This window comes from Sphingobium sp. CECT 9361, assembly GCF_918741285.1.
Classification (GTDB): Bacteria; Pseudomonadota; Alphaproteobacteria; order Sphingomonadales; family Sphingomonadaceae; genus Sphingobium.
In genome coordinates, this window is the sequence record NZ_CAKKNC010000008.1 from 54,695 (window position 1) to 70,689 (window position 15,995).

21 protein-coding genes are annotated in these 15,995 nt (G+C 58.7%); 6 read left to right on the forward strand and 15 right to left on the reverse strand.

What is annotated here, in order from left to right; all coding sequences use genetic code 11:
* The first annotated feature begins 11 nt into the window (after positions 1-11).
* The gene (locus LQ220_RS12835; RefSeq protein ID WP_230188694.1) at positions 12-1,391 is read left to right on the forward strand and encodes a methyl-accepting chemotaxis protein; all 1,380 of its coding nucleotides are present in this window, start codon (positions 12-14) and stop codon (positions 1,389-1,391) included.
* An 11-nt stretch (positions 1,392-1,402) separates the two neighbouring features.
* Here LQ220_RS12835 and LQ220_RS12840 read toward each other — a convergent pair whose 3' ends face one another.
* The 10 genes from LQ220_RS12840 to LQ220_RS12885 form a co-directional block, all read right to left on the reverse strand.
* Entirely contained in the window at positions 1,403-2,326 is a 924-nt protein-coding gene (locus LQ220_RS12840) for a hypothetical protein (RefSeq protein ID WP_230188695.1), read from the reverse strand.
* Positions 2,327-2,445: 119 nt separating this feature from the next.
* Positions 2,446-2,868 (reverse strand): SufE family protein, encoded by a 423-nt coding sequence (locus LQ220_RS12845; RefSeq protein WP_230188696.1) that lies wholly within the window; start codon positions 2,866-2,868, stop codon positions 2,446-2,448.
* A 69-nt stretch (positions 2,869-2,937) separates the two neighbouring features.
* The gene (locus LQ220_RS12850; protein WP_230188697.1) at positions 2,938-3,171 is read right to left on the reverse strand and encodes a hypothetical protein; all 234 of its coding nucleotides are present in this window, start codon (positions 3,169-3,171) and stop codon (positions 2,938-2,940) included.
* 78 nt (positions 3,172-3,249) lie between these two features.
* Positions 3,250-3,501 carry a hypothetical protein gene (locus LQ220_RS12855; RefSeq protein WP_230188698.1) on the reverse strand — a complete coding sequence of 84 codons (252 nt, stop codon included), beginning with the start codon at positions 3,499-3,501 and terminating at the stop codon, positions 3,250-3,252.
* Between the two features lie 21 nt (positions 3,502-3,522).
* Entirely contained in the window at positions 3,523-3,849 is a 327-nt protein-coding gene (locus LQ220_RS12860; protein WP_230188699.1) for a hypothetical protein, read from the reverse strand.
* 21 nt (positions 3,850-3,870) lie between these two features.
* On the reverse strand, positions 3,871-4,161 hold the full coding sequence (locus tag LQ220_RS12865) for a hypothetical protein (protein WP_230188700.1): 291 nt from the start codon (positions 4,159-4,161) through the stop codon (positions 3,871-3,873).
* 30 nt (positions 4,162-4,191) lie between these two features.
* Positions 4,192-4,572, reverse strand: a complete 381-nt coding sequence (gene pspC, locus LQ220_RS12870) for an envelope stress response membrane protein PspC (protein ID WP_230188701.1) — start codon at positions 4,570-4,572, stop codon at positions 4,192-4,194.
* Between the two features lies 1 nt (position 4,573).
* A complete protein-coding gene (pspB, locus tag LQ220_RS12875; RefSeq protein WP_230188702.1) occupies positions 4,574-4,843 on the reverse strand; it encodes an envelope stress response membrane protein PspB in 270 nt (89 codons plus the stop codon).
* Positions 4,844-4,847: 4 nt separating this feature from the next.
* A complete protein-coding gene (gene pspA / locus LQ220_RS12880) occupies positions 4,848-5,531 on the reverse strand; it encodes a phage shock protein PspA (protein WP_230188703.1) in 684 nt (227 codons plus the stop codon).
* A gap of 86 nt (positions 5,532-5,617) precedes the next feature.
* A complete protein-coding gene (locus LQ220_RS12885; protein ID WP_230188704.1) occupies positions 5,618-5,791 on the reverse strand; it encodes a hypothetical protein in 174 nt (57 codons plus the stop codon).
* Between the two features lie 185 nt (positions 5,792-5,976).
* Between LQ220_RS12885 and pspF the strand changes: the two genes are divergently transcribed.
* The 3 genes from pspF to LQ220_RS12900 all read left to right on the forward strand — a co-directional run bounded on the left by pspF (position 5,977) and on the right by LQ220_RS12900 (position 8,389).
* A complete protein-coding gene (gene pspF, locus LQ220_RS12890) occupies positions 5,977-7,038 on the forward strand; it encodes a phage shock protein operon transcriptional activator (RefSeq protein ID WP_230188705.1) in 1,062 nt (353 codons plus the stop codon).
* A 149-nt stretch (positions 7,039-7,187) separates the two neighbouring features.
* A complete protein-coding gene (locus tag LQ220_RS12895; protein ID WP_230188706.1) occupies positions 7,188-7,799 on the forward strand; it encodes a superoxide dismutase in 612 nt (203 codons plus the stop codon).
* A 143-nt stretch (positions 7,800-7,942) separates the two neighbouring features.
* Positions 7,943-8,389, forward strand: a complete 447-nt coding sequence (locus tag LQ220_RS12900; protein ID WP_230188707.1) for a hemerythrin domain-containing protein — start codon at positions 7,943-7,945, stop codon at positions 8,387-8,389.
* 10 nt (positions 8,390-8,399) lie between these two features.
* On the opposite strand, the gene ispZ is transcribed toward LQ220_RS12900, so the two are convergent.
* Genes ispZ through LQ220_RS12925 form a run of 5 tightly spaced genes read right to left on the reverse strand, consistent with a single transcriptional unit; the run spans position 8,400 to position 13,721 of the window.
* Positions 8,400-9,032 (reverse strand): septation protein IspZ, encoded by a 633-nt coding sequence (gene ispZ, locus LQ220_RS12905; RefSeq protein ID WP_230188708.1) that lies wholly within the window; start codon positions 9,030-9,032, stop codon positions 8,400-8,402.
* Positions 9,022-9,954, reverse strand: coding sequence for a signal recognition particle-docking protein FtsY (gene ftsY / locus LQ220_RS12910; RefSeq protein ID WP_230188709.1), 933 nt, complete (start codon positions 9,952-9,954; stop codon positions 9,022-9,024). The genes ispZ and ftsY overlap by 11 nt, the downstream gene beginning before the upstream one ends.
* A complete protein-coding gene (gene mtaB / locus LQ220_RS12915; RefSeq protein ID WP_290369042.1) occupies positions 9,947-11,227 on the reverse strand; it encodes a tRNA (N(6)-L-threonylcarbamoyladenosine(37)-C(2))-methylthiotransferase MtaB in 1,281 nt (426 codons plus the stop codon). Before mtaB ends, ftsY begins: the two co-directional genes overlap by 8 nt.
* On the reverse strand, positions 11,224-12,027 hold the full coding sequence (gene dapF / locus LQ220_RS12920) for a diaminopimelate epimerase (protein WP_230188852.1): 804 nt from the start codon (positions 12,025-12,027) through the stop codon (positions 11,224-11,226). Before dapF ends, mtaB begins: the two co-directional genes overlap by 4 nt.
* 56 nt (positions 12,028-12,083) lie before the next feature.
* Positions 12,084-13,721 (reverse strand): EAL domain-containing protein, encoded by a 1,638-nt coding sequence (locus tag LQ220_RS12925; RefSeq protein ID WP_354957724.1) that lies wholly within the window; start codon positions 13,719-13,721, stop codon positions 12,084-12,086.
* 297 nt (positions 13,722-14,018) lie between these two features.
* Here LQ220_RS12925 and ffh point away from each other — a divergent pair, with 297 nt between their 5' ends.
* Together ffh and rpsP are read left to right on the forward strand one after the other, a co-directional pair.
* Positions 14,019-15,494: a signal recognition particle protein gene (ffh, locus tag LQ220_RS12930; RefSeq protein WP_230188711.1), complete on the forward strand. Its 1,476-nt coding sequence runs from the start codon at positions 14,019-14,021 to the stop codon at positions 15,492-15,494.
* Positions 15,495-15,539: 45 nt separating this feature from the next.
* Positions 15,540-15,995, forward strand: a complete 456-nt coding sequence (gene rpsP, locus LQ220_RS12935; protein WP_230188712.1) for a 30S ribosomal protein S16 — start codon at positions 15,540-15,542, stop codon at positions 15,993-15,995.

Here is a 15,995-nt window from a genome sequence, read left to right on the forward strand (position 1 = left end):
GGGGCTTTGATTTGCAAGAAGACGTTTTGCTGGCCGATTTAGGGGAGCGATCGGGCGATATCGCGCTGCAGTGCAGCGAGACCGCGGGGTTTCTCAATCAGCTAAACCGATCGATTCAGGATGACATCGGTCGCCTCGCCGATCTCGAAAAGACGATGGCCTCCCTTGCAGCGGCACATGAGGAATCCGGTGTGGCGGCGCAGCAATTGCGGACCACAGCGCATCGTGCGGAAAAGATCGTGGCAGATGGTCACAAGGCGGCATCCCGCTCCCTTGATGAAGTATCCGCCCTGATCGCGCATGTGACGGGGTTGGAAGGGAAACTCCGCAGCTTCCTGAACACCATCGAGATGGTCGGCAGCGTGTCCGACGAGTTGTCGGCGATAGCCCGCCAGACGCGGCTTTTGGGGGTCAATGCCGCAATCGAGGCTGCGCGCGGTGGAGCCGCGACGCAGGGCTTCGCAGTGGTAGCCGACGAAATACGCAAGTTGGCGACCAAGGCGGGGGATTCTTCGCACTCGGTCGGGAAAACGCTGCGCCAACTGGACAATGACGCGCGGATGCTGATCTCGGGCGTGGAATCGAACATCGCCCTCGGACATGATGCGGGGGATCATATTGACGATCTGCGCATCGTAATGGCGGATTTTTCGGGACTGGTGGTACAGTTTCAGGAGCGGTCCCATGCCATCGTTCACTGCACGGACGCCGCTGGGGTGGATGCGGCCATGTTGCGGGATGAATTGGCGCATTTTGCGCAGTCGGCGCACAGTAACGCATCGGGCGCGGATACTGCGCGGTTACGCCTGGACGATCTGGAGCATAGGGCGAACGACATGCTCAACAAGGTCGCCCATGGTAAGGCACCCACTCGAAACAGCGCGTACATCGCAATGGCCGAAGACGCGGCGGCCGAGGTGTTGCAACGGATATCCAGTGCTTTGGAGAGTGGGAGCCTGCGTACTGCCGACCTGTTCGATACGGCTTATAAGCCGATAGCTGGTACGGACCCCGTTCAATATCATAGCGGCTTCGTCGATTTCGCGGATCGGCATATCCGGCCGATCCTGGATGCGTGGACGGCAAAGGATACCACGATAGTGGGGTGCTGCCTGACGGACATGAATGGCCATTTGCCCACGCATATCAGCCGCAGAAGCCTGCCGCAAAAAACGGGGGAGCGTCAGTGGAATCTCAAAAACGCGCGAAATCGGCAGATTTTCATGGACAACCAGACACGTCGGGCTCTCGATAGCGAAGGCGATTTCTTCCTGTTCACCTACCGGCAGGATCTGGGCGATGGACAGTATCGCGCGTTGCGGAGCGTTATGGTCCCGTTGGTCGTGAACGGACGTCGGTGGGGAATATTTGAGCTAGGCTATCTGATTTAGGTCGAGCAGATCTAGCGCACGGATTCGCGCAGCACGGTGGTGGTAGAGGGTTCGTCGCCCTTCGCCAGTTTTTGATCGCTACCGTCGATTATTGCCGCCATTTGCCTCGAATCCGGCAAAGCGGGGTAACGTCCCACAGCAGTGCTGCTGTCCAGTCCATAGCGAGTCAAAGCATAGCCTTGGCTGCCTGAAACTCGATCGAAGCGGAGTAATGCGCCAGCGTCATCGATGGGGATAACCACCGATCCATTGGCGTTCGCATCCGCAACTTGCAGAACATCGAATGTCGCGTCGTCAACTTTGATTGTCCCAAGCCGACAGAGTGCCGTGCTGTCGGCTGTGCAGGCTTTGAGATCAACAGCCGATGCGCGCTGCAATGCCGACGGCGTGTCGAACGACAGGCCTTTGAGCATGGCATTGACGCCGGCCTCCACGTCGGCTTGCCGATCGCTGGTTGCAGTGACGCGCAATTTGACGATCCAGCCACCGGCATGCACGAACGCCGCGGCAAGGACGAGCTGACCATCGGCGGCACCGGTATAAAGGGTGCGCAGTGCGCTATTTGCATGGCCGCCAGCGTCCGTGACCTGTTGAGAGGCGCGACGGATCGTCGGACCGAAACGTTCGAAAATGGCGCGTTCCGTGGCGACGGCTGCCAACGCGGTGTCTGCGAAGCCCGGCTTGTAGATGAACGCGGTCGCCTGAACGACATTATCCGCCGAGGCATATTGCGCATAACTGTTGATGCCTGAGCCATAGTCCGAAATCTCTCCGGTCTTCACCAGTGCCAACGCTCCTGCCTGTTGCGGCAAAGCGATCCCGGCAGCTTGCGCGCGCACGGTGTCAGAGGTCGTTGTCCAGGTTTCAGATGCTGGCTGCTGCGCAATCGCAGGAGTAGCGCAGAGCAGGGCCAGGGCAAGCATTGGTAAGCGCATCGGCACATCCTCATCCAGCGCCTTCTTGTGAGACGTTTAGTCGAGAGAGGATCACATAGCGTCGTAAAAGGCGCAAGCGCTCATTTTACCGCTGCCCTAACGGAAATGGAGAGGATTCGTCAGGCTTGCGCGTATCGCATAGCCGTTTCGCGGATCAACGCGATCATGTTGGGAATGCCTTGTGTCCGGTTGGAACTGAGCTGGTTACGCAAGTCGAACGGAGCAAGGGACTGTGCAATGTCCGTCCCCGCTATTTCCGCTGCCGGCCTGTCCTGCACGGTCGTAAGGACCAGTGCGATAATGCCCTTGGTGATCGCCGCATTGCTGTCCGCCAGAAAGTGCAGCGTTCCGTCATCACGGGCGATGGGATAGACCCACACGGCGGCCGAGCAACCCCTCACAAGGGTGGCGTCGGTCTTGAGCGGGTCGGGCATGTCTTCCAGACCCTTGCCCAGATCGATGAGCAATCGATAGCGGTCGTCGGCATCGAGAAATTCATATTCTTCGAGCAGATCGGCAAGCGGGGCGGGGGGCTGTGTCATGCCCGCCGATATAGGGGAAAATCACGCGCGGGAAAGGCGCGTTAGCCGATTATATAAACACTGCGTCGGCTATAGATCCACCCCGGCAGCAATGGCTTCCAGCTTGCGGATGCGTTCCTTGAGGTCGGCAACTTCGATGCGATTGCCGACAGATGGCGTCGCGGGTTCGATAGGATGGTGTTGCAACTCGGCTCTTTTGAGGTCGAGCCAGCCATTCCAGCCGCGCAGCAACGTCATGGCGACGATTGCGACGGCGGACAACGCCGCCATGGCCATGGTCAGATAGAAAACTGGGTCCTGCATTGTGCTTTTCCCTTTTGCTCGGTCCATCCACCTGATGTGCAGGGGCGGATGGGCGCGTTGATATCCCGTGAGCGGCGCTCAGTTCAGCGGCGCGTCACGCAGTCTTTCAATTTCGTCGGATAGATCGACGCCCTTGTCGGTGACGATCCGTTCCAGAACGCGGACACGCTGTTCCAGCCGTTCGGTTTGCGCCGCATATTGTGCGGTTTTTTCTGCAGTTTCATGCGACTGCATTTCGAGTTGCCGTTCCTTCAGGCTCAGCCAGCTTTTGAACCCCTTTACGGCGAATGCACCCAAGGGAATGAGTACCCAGATCCACGTTGCGGCCATGATAACCTCCTCTTGCTTGGGTTAGTTCGCCGGACCGCGCAGTTGCTCGATCTCACGAGTCAGGCTGTGCGATCCATCTGTCACGATCCGTTCCACCACCGCGAGGCGATCCTTGATCGATCCCAGTTCAGCGCGGAGTTGAGCGTTTTCCTGGCTCAGGAGCTTGATCCGCTCCATCGATTCGTCGCTGGTCTTGGGGTAGACTGCTTGGCCCCAGGCACCGTCGAGAGGGTAGCCGTGCTTCACTCGCATCCAGGTGGTAATTACCCACCCGCCGACACCCACGGTCACAGCGATGGCTATTATCGGAAACACCGCTCCCAAAAGAGCTATCTTGTCCTCATACATTTTCGTCTCCCTTGCTTCGCTTCAGCGCAGCGCTTCGATTTCGCGGGCGGTGCGGGTGGCAGGATCAGTGGCGATCCGTTCCAGCACGGCGATGCGTTCCTCAAGGTGGCCGATGCGACCGTGCAGCTTTTCATTTTCTCCGGTCAGCAGCGCGATTTTTCGATCGGCGTCGGGGTCGTTTCGATGAACGGTGCCAGCCCATTCATTTTCAACCGGATAGCCATGGCGGGCACGTACCCATGTGGTGAACATCCAGCCCAGCGTCGATATCGCGATGATGGCGATTATGAAGGATGGTCCTGCAAAGCTCATCGTCTCAACTCCCCTGTTAGTCGCCGCGGCTTAGCGCAGGCTTTCGATCTCATCGGACAGGCGCTGATTGCGACTGGTGTAGTATACCTCGATGTCGGCGAGGCGACGGTCAATGTCGCGGAACTTGGACCGCACGTCGCGAGTGCTGCGCGCTGGATTGCTGCGGACCCCCTGCCAGAACTTGGCGTCTTCCTTATCCTGATAGAGGCCTTGCGGCTTCTTCTCGGCCAGCCATACGGCGATACCGTAAGCGATGAGGGTCCAGGGGAAGGCACCCATCAGGGTCACCAGCACTGCGCCGATGCGGACCCAAATGACGTCGATCCCAGTATAGTCGGCGATCCCGGCGCAGACGCCGCTCCATTTGGCGTTCTGCTTGTCGAGGTAGAATTTCGTGCGGCGAGCGGTCATGTCAGTTCCTCCGGTCGAAGCTGTAGTCGTCATCGGCGGCCGCAGGGCGCGCCGGACGGAAATCGGGATTGTCGGCGGCGATGATCCGTTCGATAGTCGAAAGGCGATCATCGAGGCGACGGGCGGTTTCGTGCATCTGGTCGAGCATCGCTTCATCTTCGTTGGTGAGCGTTGCGGAGGTCTTCCACTTGGTGATGTAGTGGAAGATCACCCACGGCAGGCCCAGGAAGAGGATGCCGACGACCACGATGGGGACAAGTATGTCTTCCATTGGATCAGCCTTCCCCGGTGCCAGAAGCGTTCTGCTGCGCGGCCTTCATGGCAGCCAGTTCGGCGTCGATCTTGTCGTTCGACTTGAGCGCGGCAATTTCTTCTTCCAGCGTCGGCGGTGTGCCGCCCAGGTTCATCGCGTCGGCGCGACCTTCGGCGAAATCGACACGCTGTTCGAGAATGTCGAAGCGCGCAAAGGCATCCTGCACCTTTTCCCCAGCATACATTTCGCGGACCTTCAGGCGGGTTTCTGCGCTTTCCATGCGGGTGGCGAGGCTGTTCTGGCGGGCGCGGGCTTCGCGCAACTTGGCCTGCAGTTTGGCGATGTCTTCTTCCGAAGCACGCAGGGCATCGTCGAGCACGACGATTTCCGACTTAAGCTGATCGGCCATGTCGACGGCCTTCTGCTTTTCAACCAGAGCGGCCTTGGCGAGATCTTCGCGATCCTTGGACAAGGCAAGCTGTGCCTTTTCCGTCCAGCTTTCCTGCAGCGCTTCCAGCTTGCTGATGTGGCGACGCATTTCCTTCTGGTCCGCGATGGTGCGGGCTGCGCCGGCGCGGACTTCGACGAGCGTTTCCTGCATTTCCATGATGATCATGCGGATCATCTTTGCGGGATCTTCTGCCTTGTCGAGCAAGTCGGTGACGTTGGCAGCGATGATGTCGCGGGTTCGGGAAAAAATGCCCATCGTGATCTACTCCTGATGATTATTCGAAAAGTGCCGGGGTGGGTAGGGTGGGGGCGATGCCCACCCCGGCGGGGTGTTGGAACCGCTTACGCCAGATAGCGGACGGTTCCGGGGGTTTGTTCCGAAGCCAGGCTGTGGACCGCTGCGCCGGTTTCATTGGCGCGGGCGGGGCCGACGGCGCTCAGGACCATGGTGGACCCGAACAGGACGGCGCAGATGGCAACGGAAAGGTGCTGGCTGATTTGCTTGATATTGAACATTGGGGTTCTCCCTGAAACTTGGCCTTCATGTCGATCCGCCGTTTGTTTGGCGGGTTGCCAATAGTACTGCAGAGGCCGTGCCAGTTTTCAGAAATGGCGGATTTCTGCGGAATTTCACCTGTTGGCACACTCGGTTGGCATATTTCACTTGCGAAACATTGGGATTTTTCGCCATAGTTTAGTGCATGGAGCAAAACACCCAATTCATCGGCCAGTCCTTCGCGTTTCTCGATTCCGTGGAACAGGCGGAACGGGCAGCGGAACTCAATCGCCCGGTGTTGGTGATTGGGGAGCGAGGCACCGGCAAGGAACTGATTGCCGAGCGTCTGCATCGCCTGTCCTTGCGCTGGGGTGAGCCGTTGATTGTCATGAACTGCGCGGCGCTTCCCGAAACGCTGATCGAGGCGGAGCTGTTCGGGCATGAGGCAGGCGCGTTCACCGGGGCGACGCGGACGCGGCAGGGACGGTTTGAGGAAGCCGATGGCGGCACGCTGTTCCTCGATGAGTTGGGAACGCTTTCCATGGCGGCGCAGGAGCGCCTTTTGCGCGTCGTCGAATATGGTGAGGTGACGCGCATCGGAGCTTCGCGGCCGATCCGGGTCGACGTGCGGATCGTGGCGGCGACCAACGAGGATTTGCCTGTCGCCGCGGAGGAGGGACGTTTTCGCGCGGATCTGCTCGACCGGCTGTCGTTCGAAGTCATCACGCTGCCGCCGCTGCGCGCCCGGGAGGGGGATGTGCGGGTGCTGACCGATCATTTCGGACGGAAGATGGCGGCAGAATTGGGGTGGCCGCAATGGCCCGGCTTCGCGGCGCCCGCGATGGCGGAGCTGGAGGCTTATCGCTGGCCCGGTAACGTGCGCGAACTGCGCAACGTGGTGGAGCGCGCTGTGTATCGATGGGACGAACCCACACGCTCTATCGACCGCATCGTGTTCGATCCCTTCGGATCGCCATGGAGACCGGTGGCGATGCCCAACATATCGCGCCAGTCGGTAAAGAAAGTCGCGCAGGTATCGGAGGATGCCCCGACTCCAGAAGCCGCGCCGCAGGTCGCGGCTTATGAAGTGACCGATCTGAAAGCCGCTATGGACGCGCATGAAGTCGCAATTTTGCAGGGCGCTTTATCGCGTTATCGTTTCAATCAGCGTGCGACGGCCAAGGGGCTGGGCCTGAGTTACGATCAATTGCGGCACTGTTTGAAAAAGCACGGATTGCTCGGTGCGCTTGCGAATATCGAAGCCTGACCGCAGATATTCTTTTCGGCAACTTTTGAGAACGATTCTCAATACTTTATTTCGCTTGAAATACCTTCCCTCCATACCGATTACCACTGTGGGCCTATCACGTTTTTAGCGTTGGTCGGGTGACATTCAGAAATTCCAAGGAGACTCTTATGGCTTTTGCACTTCCCGAACTTCCTTATGCCAAGGACGCTTTTGGCGATCTGATTTCTGCCGAAACTTTCGACTATCATCACGGCAAGCATCACAACGCTTACGTGACCAAGGCAAACGAACTGGTAGCAGCCGATCCTGCATTGCAGGGCAAGTCGCTGGTCGACCTCATCAAATCGTCGAAGGGCGGATTATTCAATCAGGTCGGTCAAATCTGGAACCACAGCTTTTACTGGCTGGGCCTCAGCCCGGAAAAGCAGGAGCCGACCGGTGAATTGCTTACGCTCATCAACGATGGCTTCGGCTCGGTCGATGCATTGCTCGACAAGCTGAAGGCTGAAGCGGTGGGGCATTTTGCCAGCGGTTGGGCGGCACTCATCCTCAAGGATGGCAAGCTGGCAGTGACGTCCTACCATGACGCCGATTGTCCGATCGCACATGGCGATACGCCGTTGTTCATTCTGGATGTGTGGGAACATGCCTATTACATCGATTATCGCAACGCGCGTCCGGACTATGCCGGCGCCATTTTGAAGAATGCAGTAAACTGGGAATTCGTTGCTCAGAACCTTGATGGCGAGGGTGCTTCGCGGGCTGATCAGCAAGGTTGATCCAGCTCCTTACATTTTACGTTTGATGTAAAAAGACGCTGCCGTTCATTACGGTGGCGTCTTTACTTTTTTGTAATCTATTCAATGCGATGAATTGTCCAGGCCGTTGTTTCTAAAAACAGGCTTGGGGGGTTGGATAGTTTATGAATATCGCCGAGCTACGAGACCAGCACGACAGCATCATGGCCGTTGCGAATGAGCTTCGCATTGCAGTCGGCGATGTTTCCACGCCCAAACCGGTGTCAGCCATACGCTGGCGCTTGGCCCGGCTTTTGCTGGCGCATCTGGCCATAGAGGACGGCCATTTCTATCCATCCATGCTGTGCCATAGCGACCGCGCGGCTCAGGAAAAAGCGGACCGGTTTCAGAAGGAGATGGGCAAGCTCTCGTCTGCATTCAGCCAATATATGGCTGCATGGACGGATGTGCAGATCGGCAAGGACTGGCCGAAGTTCTGTACGACGACCCAGGACATACTGGCTGCGCTCGAACGGCGGGTGGCGCAGGAAAACGCGCAGCTTTATCCGCTGGCCCCTCCAGGTTGGAACATTTATTCGGCTGCTCCCCCTTTGCTATGCCCAGCTATCTGACGATTCCTTGCTATCCTTGGGGCGGAGTAGTCTCGCCGATTTCGTCGCTGTCGACCTTATCACCGACGGACAGTCCGTGCCGCATGAGCATCGGAATATTGGCCGCCGCGAAGAGGAAAGAGGCTGTTGTGACCCCAAGAGCTTTAAAAAGCAGCCATTGTTCGTCGCTTAACAGTTTCCGTGCTGTTTCATTGGTAACGGCTAAAAAAACGAAAAAGAAAGCCCAATTACGAGATAACTTGCGCCAGCCCTCTTCAGTTAAACCATCGTAAGCGGCTTGAAGCAGATATTTAAGAAGGGGTTTGCCCCTCAGTAGTCCTGCGAACAACATCAAAGCAAAAAAACTATATATAATTGTCGGTTTTATTTTGATGAAGGTCATGTCATCAAAATAAATTGTCAGCGAACCAAAAAAAAGAACAAGAATTGCTGACAACCACAGCATTGGGGAAATTCGGCCTAGTTGCCACTTTGACACGATTACGGCAATGACAATGGCAGCCATGAATATGGCTGTCCCCATAATGACGCCGAACATTCGATAGCCCAGAAAAAAAACGAGGAGCGGCCCAAAATCCAGTAGTAGGCTAAGCGTGCCGTTATGCGCTGGCTTGGTTGCCGGAGCGGAATTGTCAGCGGGCATAAGCGGTTCCTGCGATGGCGCGCGCCATGTCGGCAGCATCGAAGGGGCGCAGGTCTTCGATCTTCTCACCAACGCCAATGGCGTGAATAGGCAGGCGATATTTCTCTGCAGCGGCAACAAGCACACCGCCGCGGGCGGTGCCATCCAGCTTGGTCATGACCAGGCCGGTGACAGCCGCGACGTCCTGAAACACTTCGATCTGGCTCAAGGCGTTCTGGCCCGTGGTGGCGTCGAGGACGAGGACGACATCGTGCGGAGACGCAGGATTGATACGGCCCAGGACGCGGCGGATTTTGGCTAGCTCGTCCATCAACTCGCGCTTGTTCTGCAAACGCCCTGCCGTATCGACGATCAATACGTCGATGCCGGTTTCGGTGGCCTGCTTCACCGCCTCGAACACGATCCCGGCCGCGTCGCCCCCTTCTTTGCCCGATACGATAGGGATGCCAAGACGGTCGGCCCATACGCGAAGCTGGCCGATGGCAGCGGCGCGGAACGTGTCGCCTGCCGCCAGCATCACGCCATAATCCTGCTCGATGAACAGGTTGGCCAGCTTGGCAATGGTGGTGGTCTTGCCCGATCCGTTGACGCCGATGACGAGGATCACCTGCGGCCGAGGAAAGGCTTCGATCTCCAGCGGGCGGGCGACGGGGGCCAGCACCTTTTCGATTTCCTCCGCAATAATCTCGCGCAGATATTCCTCGGTCAGTTCCTTGTTGAACCGTCCTTCGGAAAGACGCTCCCGGATGCGACCGGCCATGGCAGGGCCGAGGTCGGACATGATCAGCGCTTCCTCGATCTCGTCGAGCGTCTGCTCGTCGAGGGCGGCGCGGCTGAACAGCCCGGTCAGATTGTCGCCAAGGCGATCGGATGTGCGTTTCAGGCCGCCAAAAAGACGGTCGCGCCAGCTCGTTTCACTCATGGGGAGCCTCTTGCGCGATCAGGCGTCCATTCTCAAGCGCTGTAACGTAGACGGGAAGGATTTCACCCGGTGTGGCGGGCCGGGTCAGCGCAACAGGCGCGAAGCTTTCTGCATGACCGGCCATGCCGCTGCGTTCGACCAGCACGTCCTGACGTGTGCCTATTAAGCTGCGCAGCCATGACCGACGCTGATCCTCGCAAGCGCTGCGCAGCCTGGCAGCGCGGGACTTGACGATTGTGGCGTTGACCTGGGGCATTCGGGCGGCTGGGGTGCCGCTGCGGGGAGAGTAAGGGAAGATATGACCGTGGACGATTTGGCAGTTCTCAACCAGCGCTAGGCTGTTGGCGAACATCGCGTCGGTTTCGGTGGGAAATCCTGCAATGATGTCCGCCCCGATAGCAATGTCCGGGCGTCGACTTTTTATACGATCGACGAGTGCGATAGCCTGTGCACGCGTATGGCGGCGCTTCATACGCTTCAGGATCATATCGTCACCGGCCTGCAACGAAAGATGTAGGTGCGGCATCAATCGCGGTTCACCGACGATAAGGTCGAACAGGCAGTCGTCGATTTCGACGCTATCCAGCGACGAAAGGCGAAGGCGGGGCAGATTGGGAACGTGCTTCAGGATGCGCTCAACCAACAGGCCTAGCGTTGGATTGCCGGGGAGGTCCGGACCATAGCTCGTCACGTCCACGCCGGTCAGCACTATCTCGCGATAACCGCTATCCACCAGCGCCTTTATCTTGTCGATGACTGCGCCGGCCGGCACGGACCGGCTGTTGCCGCGTCCGTAGGGGATAATGCAGAAGGTGCAGCGATGGTCGCAGCCATTTTGCACTTCGATGAAACCGCGCACCCGGTCGGCAAAGCCGCTCACCATATGCGGTGTTGTTTCGCGCAGGGCCATGATGTCGGAGACGTGGATTTTGGGGTCTTCCGCCTCTCCGATAAAATCTGTGGCGGACGTAACGAAGCTCTCTGCTTCAAACTTCTCCTTGTTGCCGATCACCCGATCGACTTCCGGCATGGCGGCGAACATGGCAGGATCGGTTTGCGCTGCGCAGCCTGTGACCACGATCCGCGCATCCGGCCGGTCGCGGCGGGCGCGACGTATGGCCTGGCGCGTCTGCCGCACAGCTTCGCCGGTTACGGCGCAACTATTGACGATGACGAGATCGTCCTGCGGTCCCGCAAGCTGCCGCATCGTTTCGCTCTCGGCAATGTTGAGGCGACAACCCAATGTAATGAGCTGCGGTCCCGCGCTCCTCAAAAGCGGCTCCAGTCGGCTTCTCCGTCGAATACATGCGTCGCGGGGCCGCGCATCGATATGCTGCCGCCAGGTTGCCAGTCGATGGTCAGTTCACCGCCAGGTAGCGCCACCGTCACCGGACCTTTTGCAAGGCCGCGCCGTATGGCGGCTACCGCTGTGGCGCAGGCGCCGGTGCCGCACGCGCGCGTGATGCCCGCACCGCGCTCCCAGACGATCAGGCGGATACGGTCGGGGCTTTCGACTTCAGCGAAGTTGACGTTGATGCGCGCAGGGAAAAGTGGGTCGGTCTCTATCACAGCGCCGAGCCGCGCCGCTTCGGCCATATCCATGCCGGGCCGGAAAAAGACAATGTGCGGATTACCCACATTTGCCGCGCTCGGGTCAGCAAGATATTCCCATCCGACAGGCATGTCGCGCGTGTCCATTGGGTAGGCGAGTGGAATTTGGTCCCAATCGAAGCGCGGGACGCCCATGTCGACGATAGCGCCGCCTTCGATCAGGCGCGCGTCGAGCAAGCCGCCCTTGGTTTCGATGGAAACGTCCTTGCCCAAGAACAGGGGGACGCAGCGCGTCGCATTGCCGCAGGCTTCGACTTCGCTTCCGTCTGCATTGAATATCCGCATCTTCACATCGGCAGCATCCGACGGTTCGATAACGATGAGCTGATCGCATCCTATCCCCGCATGGCGATCGGCAATGGCGCGGGCGCGGCTTGCTGGCATGGCAACAGGCGCATCTCGTGCGTCGATCACGACGAAATCATTGCCCAGACCATGCATTTTGGAGAAACGACCGTTCATCCCCGCCATGTAGGGATGATGAGCAGGGCTGTCCATCGAACGTCGTTTGAAGTCTGTTATCCAGCCAGGCGATTTTGCTCGTCGGCAGATATTTCTGTCCGGGGTAAATGCGCTTCGTGGGCAGGAAGCATGTTGCGGTCAGCCAGCATGCGTCGAGTCTGTTCTACGGTCATCGGCTTTCCAAAATGCCAGCCTTGCCCCTTGGCTAAACCCAGGCCGCGCAGTTGCGTTTCAATCGCGAGCGTTTCGACGCCTTCAGCTGTAACAGGCAGGCCCAGACTTTCGCCCAGCCGGGCTATCGCAGTCACGATAGCCGCATTCTCGCCATTGTCGCCCATTGCAGTTACGAAGCTGCGATCGATCTTGATCCGATCGAACGGCAAGGCGCGCAAATGTGCAAGCGAACTGTATCCCGTTCCGAAATCGTCAAGCGCAACGCGAATGCCCTGGTTTTTGAGGCTTTGGACGATGGCCTTGGCGAGTTCCAGATTCTCGAACAGGCAGCTTTCGGTAATTTCGACTTCCAGCCGGTTGGCGGGATATCCGGTCTCCAGAAGGAGTTTGAGGATTTTCTGACTGAACCACGGGTCGCGTAATTGGGAAGGGGAGATGTTGACGGACAGAGTCAGAGAGGGGTCCCAGTTGCGCGCATCGGTAAAGGCGCGCCGCATCACAGCGAAAGACAATTCGCCGATCATGCCGCTTTCTTCGGCAATCGGAATGAACATGTCCGGTTGAACAATGCCCAAGCTAGGGCTTTCCCATCGGGCCAGCATCTCGAAACCGAGCAGTTTGCCCGATGTCAGTTCAACCTGCGGTTCGTAATAAGGGACGAATTCTCCAGCGGCTATGCCGCCGCGCATACCGCCTTCGATCATGTTGCGATGTTGCAGTACCTCTTCCATCGCAGGCTCAAACCAACTGTGGCGGTTGCGTCCCGCATTCTTGGCGGCGTACATGGCGATATCGGCACGGCGGATCAAAACGTCGATGGTGTCGCCATCGGTATCGGACCGTGCAATGCCCAGAGAGGTGCTGATCGCCAACTCGCGGTTATCATGGCTAATCGGCAGTGTCATGGCAGCGACAATGTCTTCGGCGATCCTCTCGATCATCTCGCCCTGACCATCGTCGAATGTACATGCGCAGGTGAACTCGTCGCCACCGAGCCTGGCGGCGATGGAACTGGGCGGGAGGATTTTGGACATCCGCTCTGCCACGATCTTCAGCACGACATCCCCTGCTTCATGTCCATGGATGTCATTGATCGTTTTGAAGTGGTCGAGATCAAGCAGCATTATCGCAACGGTCTTACCGCTGCGACCGGCATCGCGGATCATCGCCGTGCATTTTTCCTGAAAGGAGCGCCGATTGAAGAAATTGGTAAGCGGATCGATGGACGCAAGCGTGCTCGCGCGTTGCTCGGCGGCTGCGCGATGGGACACCTCTTTCTGAAGATCGCGATACCGGCGATAACCGAACAGTATCAGCGCGACGTTCAGCAACACAGCGATCGTCAGCACTTCTTCTACGCCGGCGCCCAAGCCGGCAAAGGCCGCGATCACCTGACCGATCGCTTCGCTGCCATTGAATACGAACAGCAGCGCCGCCGCAAAGAGGATTCCGCCCGTGAGCAAATCCTGTTGCGTCTTGTCTTTTGAGCCTGTCATATTTCCCGGCTGCGGCGCGTCCATAATGCTGCTGATCCCCTTTGCGGCGGAGTGTGCGCGAAATGCATTGAGAAGGGGTAAACTCTTTCGCAATTGCGGGAGGCCGTATGGGATCGGCTTGCAACTAGGGGCCTGCTGGGGTACAGGCGGCTCAACATTGGCAGGCTAGTCCTGTCGATATCCTGACAAATCCGATGAGCCATGATGTTCCGCGTGAACGGCCCGAAGGATAACGCTGGTTGGCGAGGTTTCGCCCACCGGCGTATTTGTCGTTTGGGATAATGTCGGTTTTCGGGGCTTTCCCCCGAATGTGAGGTTTGCATGTTCGATTCACTGAGCGATCGTTTAGGCGGCGTATTCGACAAGCTGAAGGGCCGTGGCGCCCTGACCGAATCGGATGTGCGTGGCGCCATGCGCGAAGTGCGTATCGCGCTGCTGGAGGCGGACGTCGCGCTTCCGGTGGTTCGCGATTTTGTCGATAAGGTTACCGAAGAAGCTGTCGGCCAGAATGTGCTGCGGTCGGTTACGCCGGGGCAGCAGGTCGTCAAGATTGTTAGCGATGCGCTGACCGCGATGCTCGGGTCCGACACGGTCGACCTGATGATCGACGTGACCCCGCCCGCTGTCATCATGATGGTCGGTCTGCAGGGATCGGGCAAGACCACGACAACGGCCAAGCTTGCCAAGCGGTTGAAGGAAAAAGACCGCAAGAAGGTCATGATGGCGTCGCTCGACGTTCAGCGTCCTGCGGCGCAGGAGCAGTTGGCAGTGCTGGGTGAGCAGTGCGGCGTGGCGACGTTGCCGATCATTGCAGGGCAACAGCCGGTCGATATCGCTCGCCGCGCGCTCCAGTCCGCAAAGCTGCAGGGCTTCGACGTCGTCATGCTCGACACCGCTGGCCGCCTGCATGTCGATCAGGCGCTGATGGACGAGATGAAGGCGGTTGCGGACATCGCAACGCCGCATGAAATCTTGCTGGTGGTGGATTCGCTGACGGGTCAGGACGCCGTCAACGTCGCGAAGAACTTCACCGAACAGGTGCCGTTGACCGGCGTGGTGCTCACCCGCATGGACGGCGATGCGCGCGGTGGTGCGGCGCTCTCGATGCGTGCCGTCACAGGTCAGCCGATCAAATTTGCCGGTGTCGGCGAAAAGCTCGATGCAATCGAGGTGTTTCACCCCGGTCGCGTTGCCAGCCGTATCCTTGGCATGGGCGATGTGGTCAGTCTGGTCGAGCGCGCTGCGGAAAGTATCGATGCAGACGAAGCCGACAAGCTCGCCAAGAAGATGGCCAAGGGGCAGTTCGATCTCGACGATCTGCGCGCGCAACTGGGCCAGATGCGGCGCATGGGCGGGCTGGGCGCGCTGGCGGGCATGATCCCAGGCCTTAAGAAAGCGCAGATGGCGATGGCGCAGAGCGGCGCCAGCGACAAGACGCTGGTGCACATGGATGCCATTCTGACGTCCATGACGCCGAAGGAAAGATCGCGCCCCGCGCTGATCAACGCAAAGCGCAAGATCCGCATTGCCAAGGGGTCCGGCACCACGGTGCAGGAAGTCAACCGTGTCCTGAAAATGCATCAGGAGATGGAAACGGCGATGAAGAAGATTCGCAAGATGGGCGGATTGAAGGGGCTGGGCAAGATGTTCGCTGGGGGCGGCATGGGCGGTTTGCTCGGCGGCGGCGGTGCCGGCGGCATGGGCGGAGCAGGCGGCGGAATGGGCGCCATGCCCGGTTTGCCGGGTGGCGACATGCCGAAGCTGCCCCCCGGTTTCGACAAGTTCATGAAGAAATGACTTTAATACACTGATTTGAATGCAAGAAAGGTAAGGTAGAATTTTATGGCAACTGCAATTCGTCTGTCGCGTGGCGGCTCCAAGAAGCGTCCCTATTACAAGATCGTCGTGACCGACAGCCGCTCGTCGCGCGATGGCAAGTTCATCGAGCGTATCGGCAGCTACAACCCGCTGCTTTCCAAGGACGATGAGAAGCGCGTTGTTCTCGACGCAGATCGTGCGAAGCACTGGATCTCGGTCGGTGCGCAGCCCAGCGATCGCGTCGCTCGTTTCCTCGATGCCGCTGGTGTCCTGGAACGCGCTGCACGCAACAACCCCAACAAGGCGAAGCCGGGCGAGAAGGCCACGGAACGCGCCGAAGAACGCGCCACCAAGTTGGCCGAAGCTGAAGAAGCCAAGAAGGCCGCCGAGGAAGCCGCCAAGGCACCTGCACCGGTAGAAGAAGCTGCCGCTGAAGAAGCGCCTGCTGCTGAAGCGACCGAAGAAACGGCGGAAGGCTAA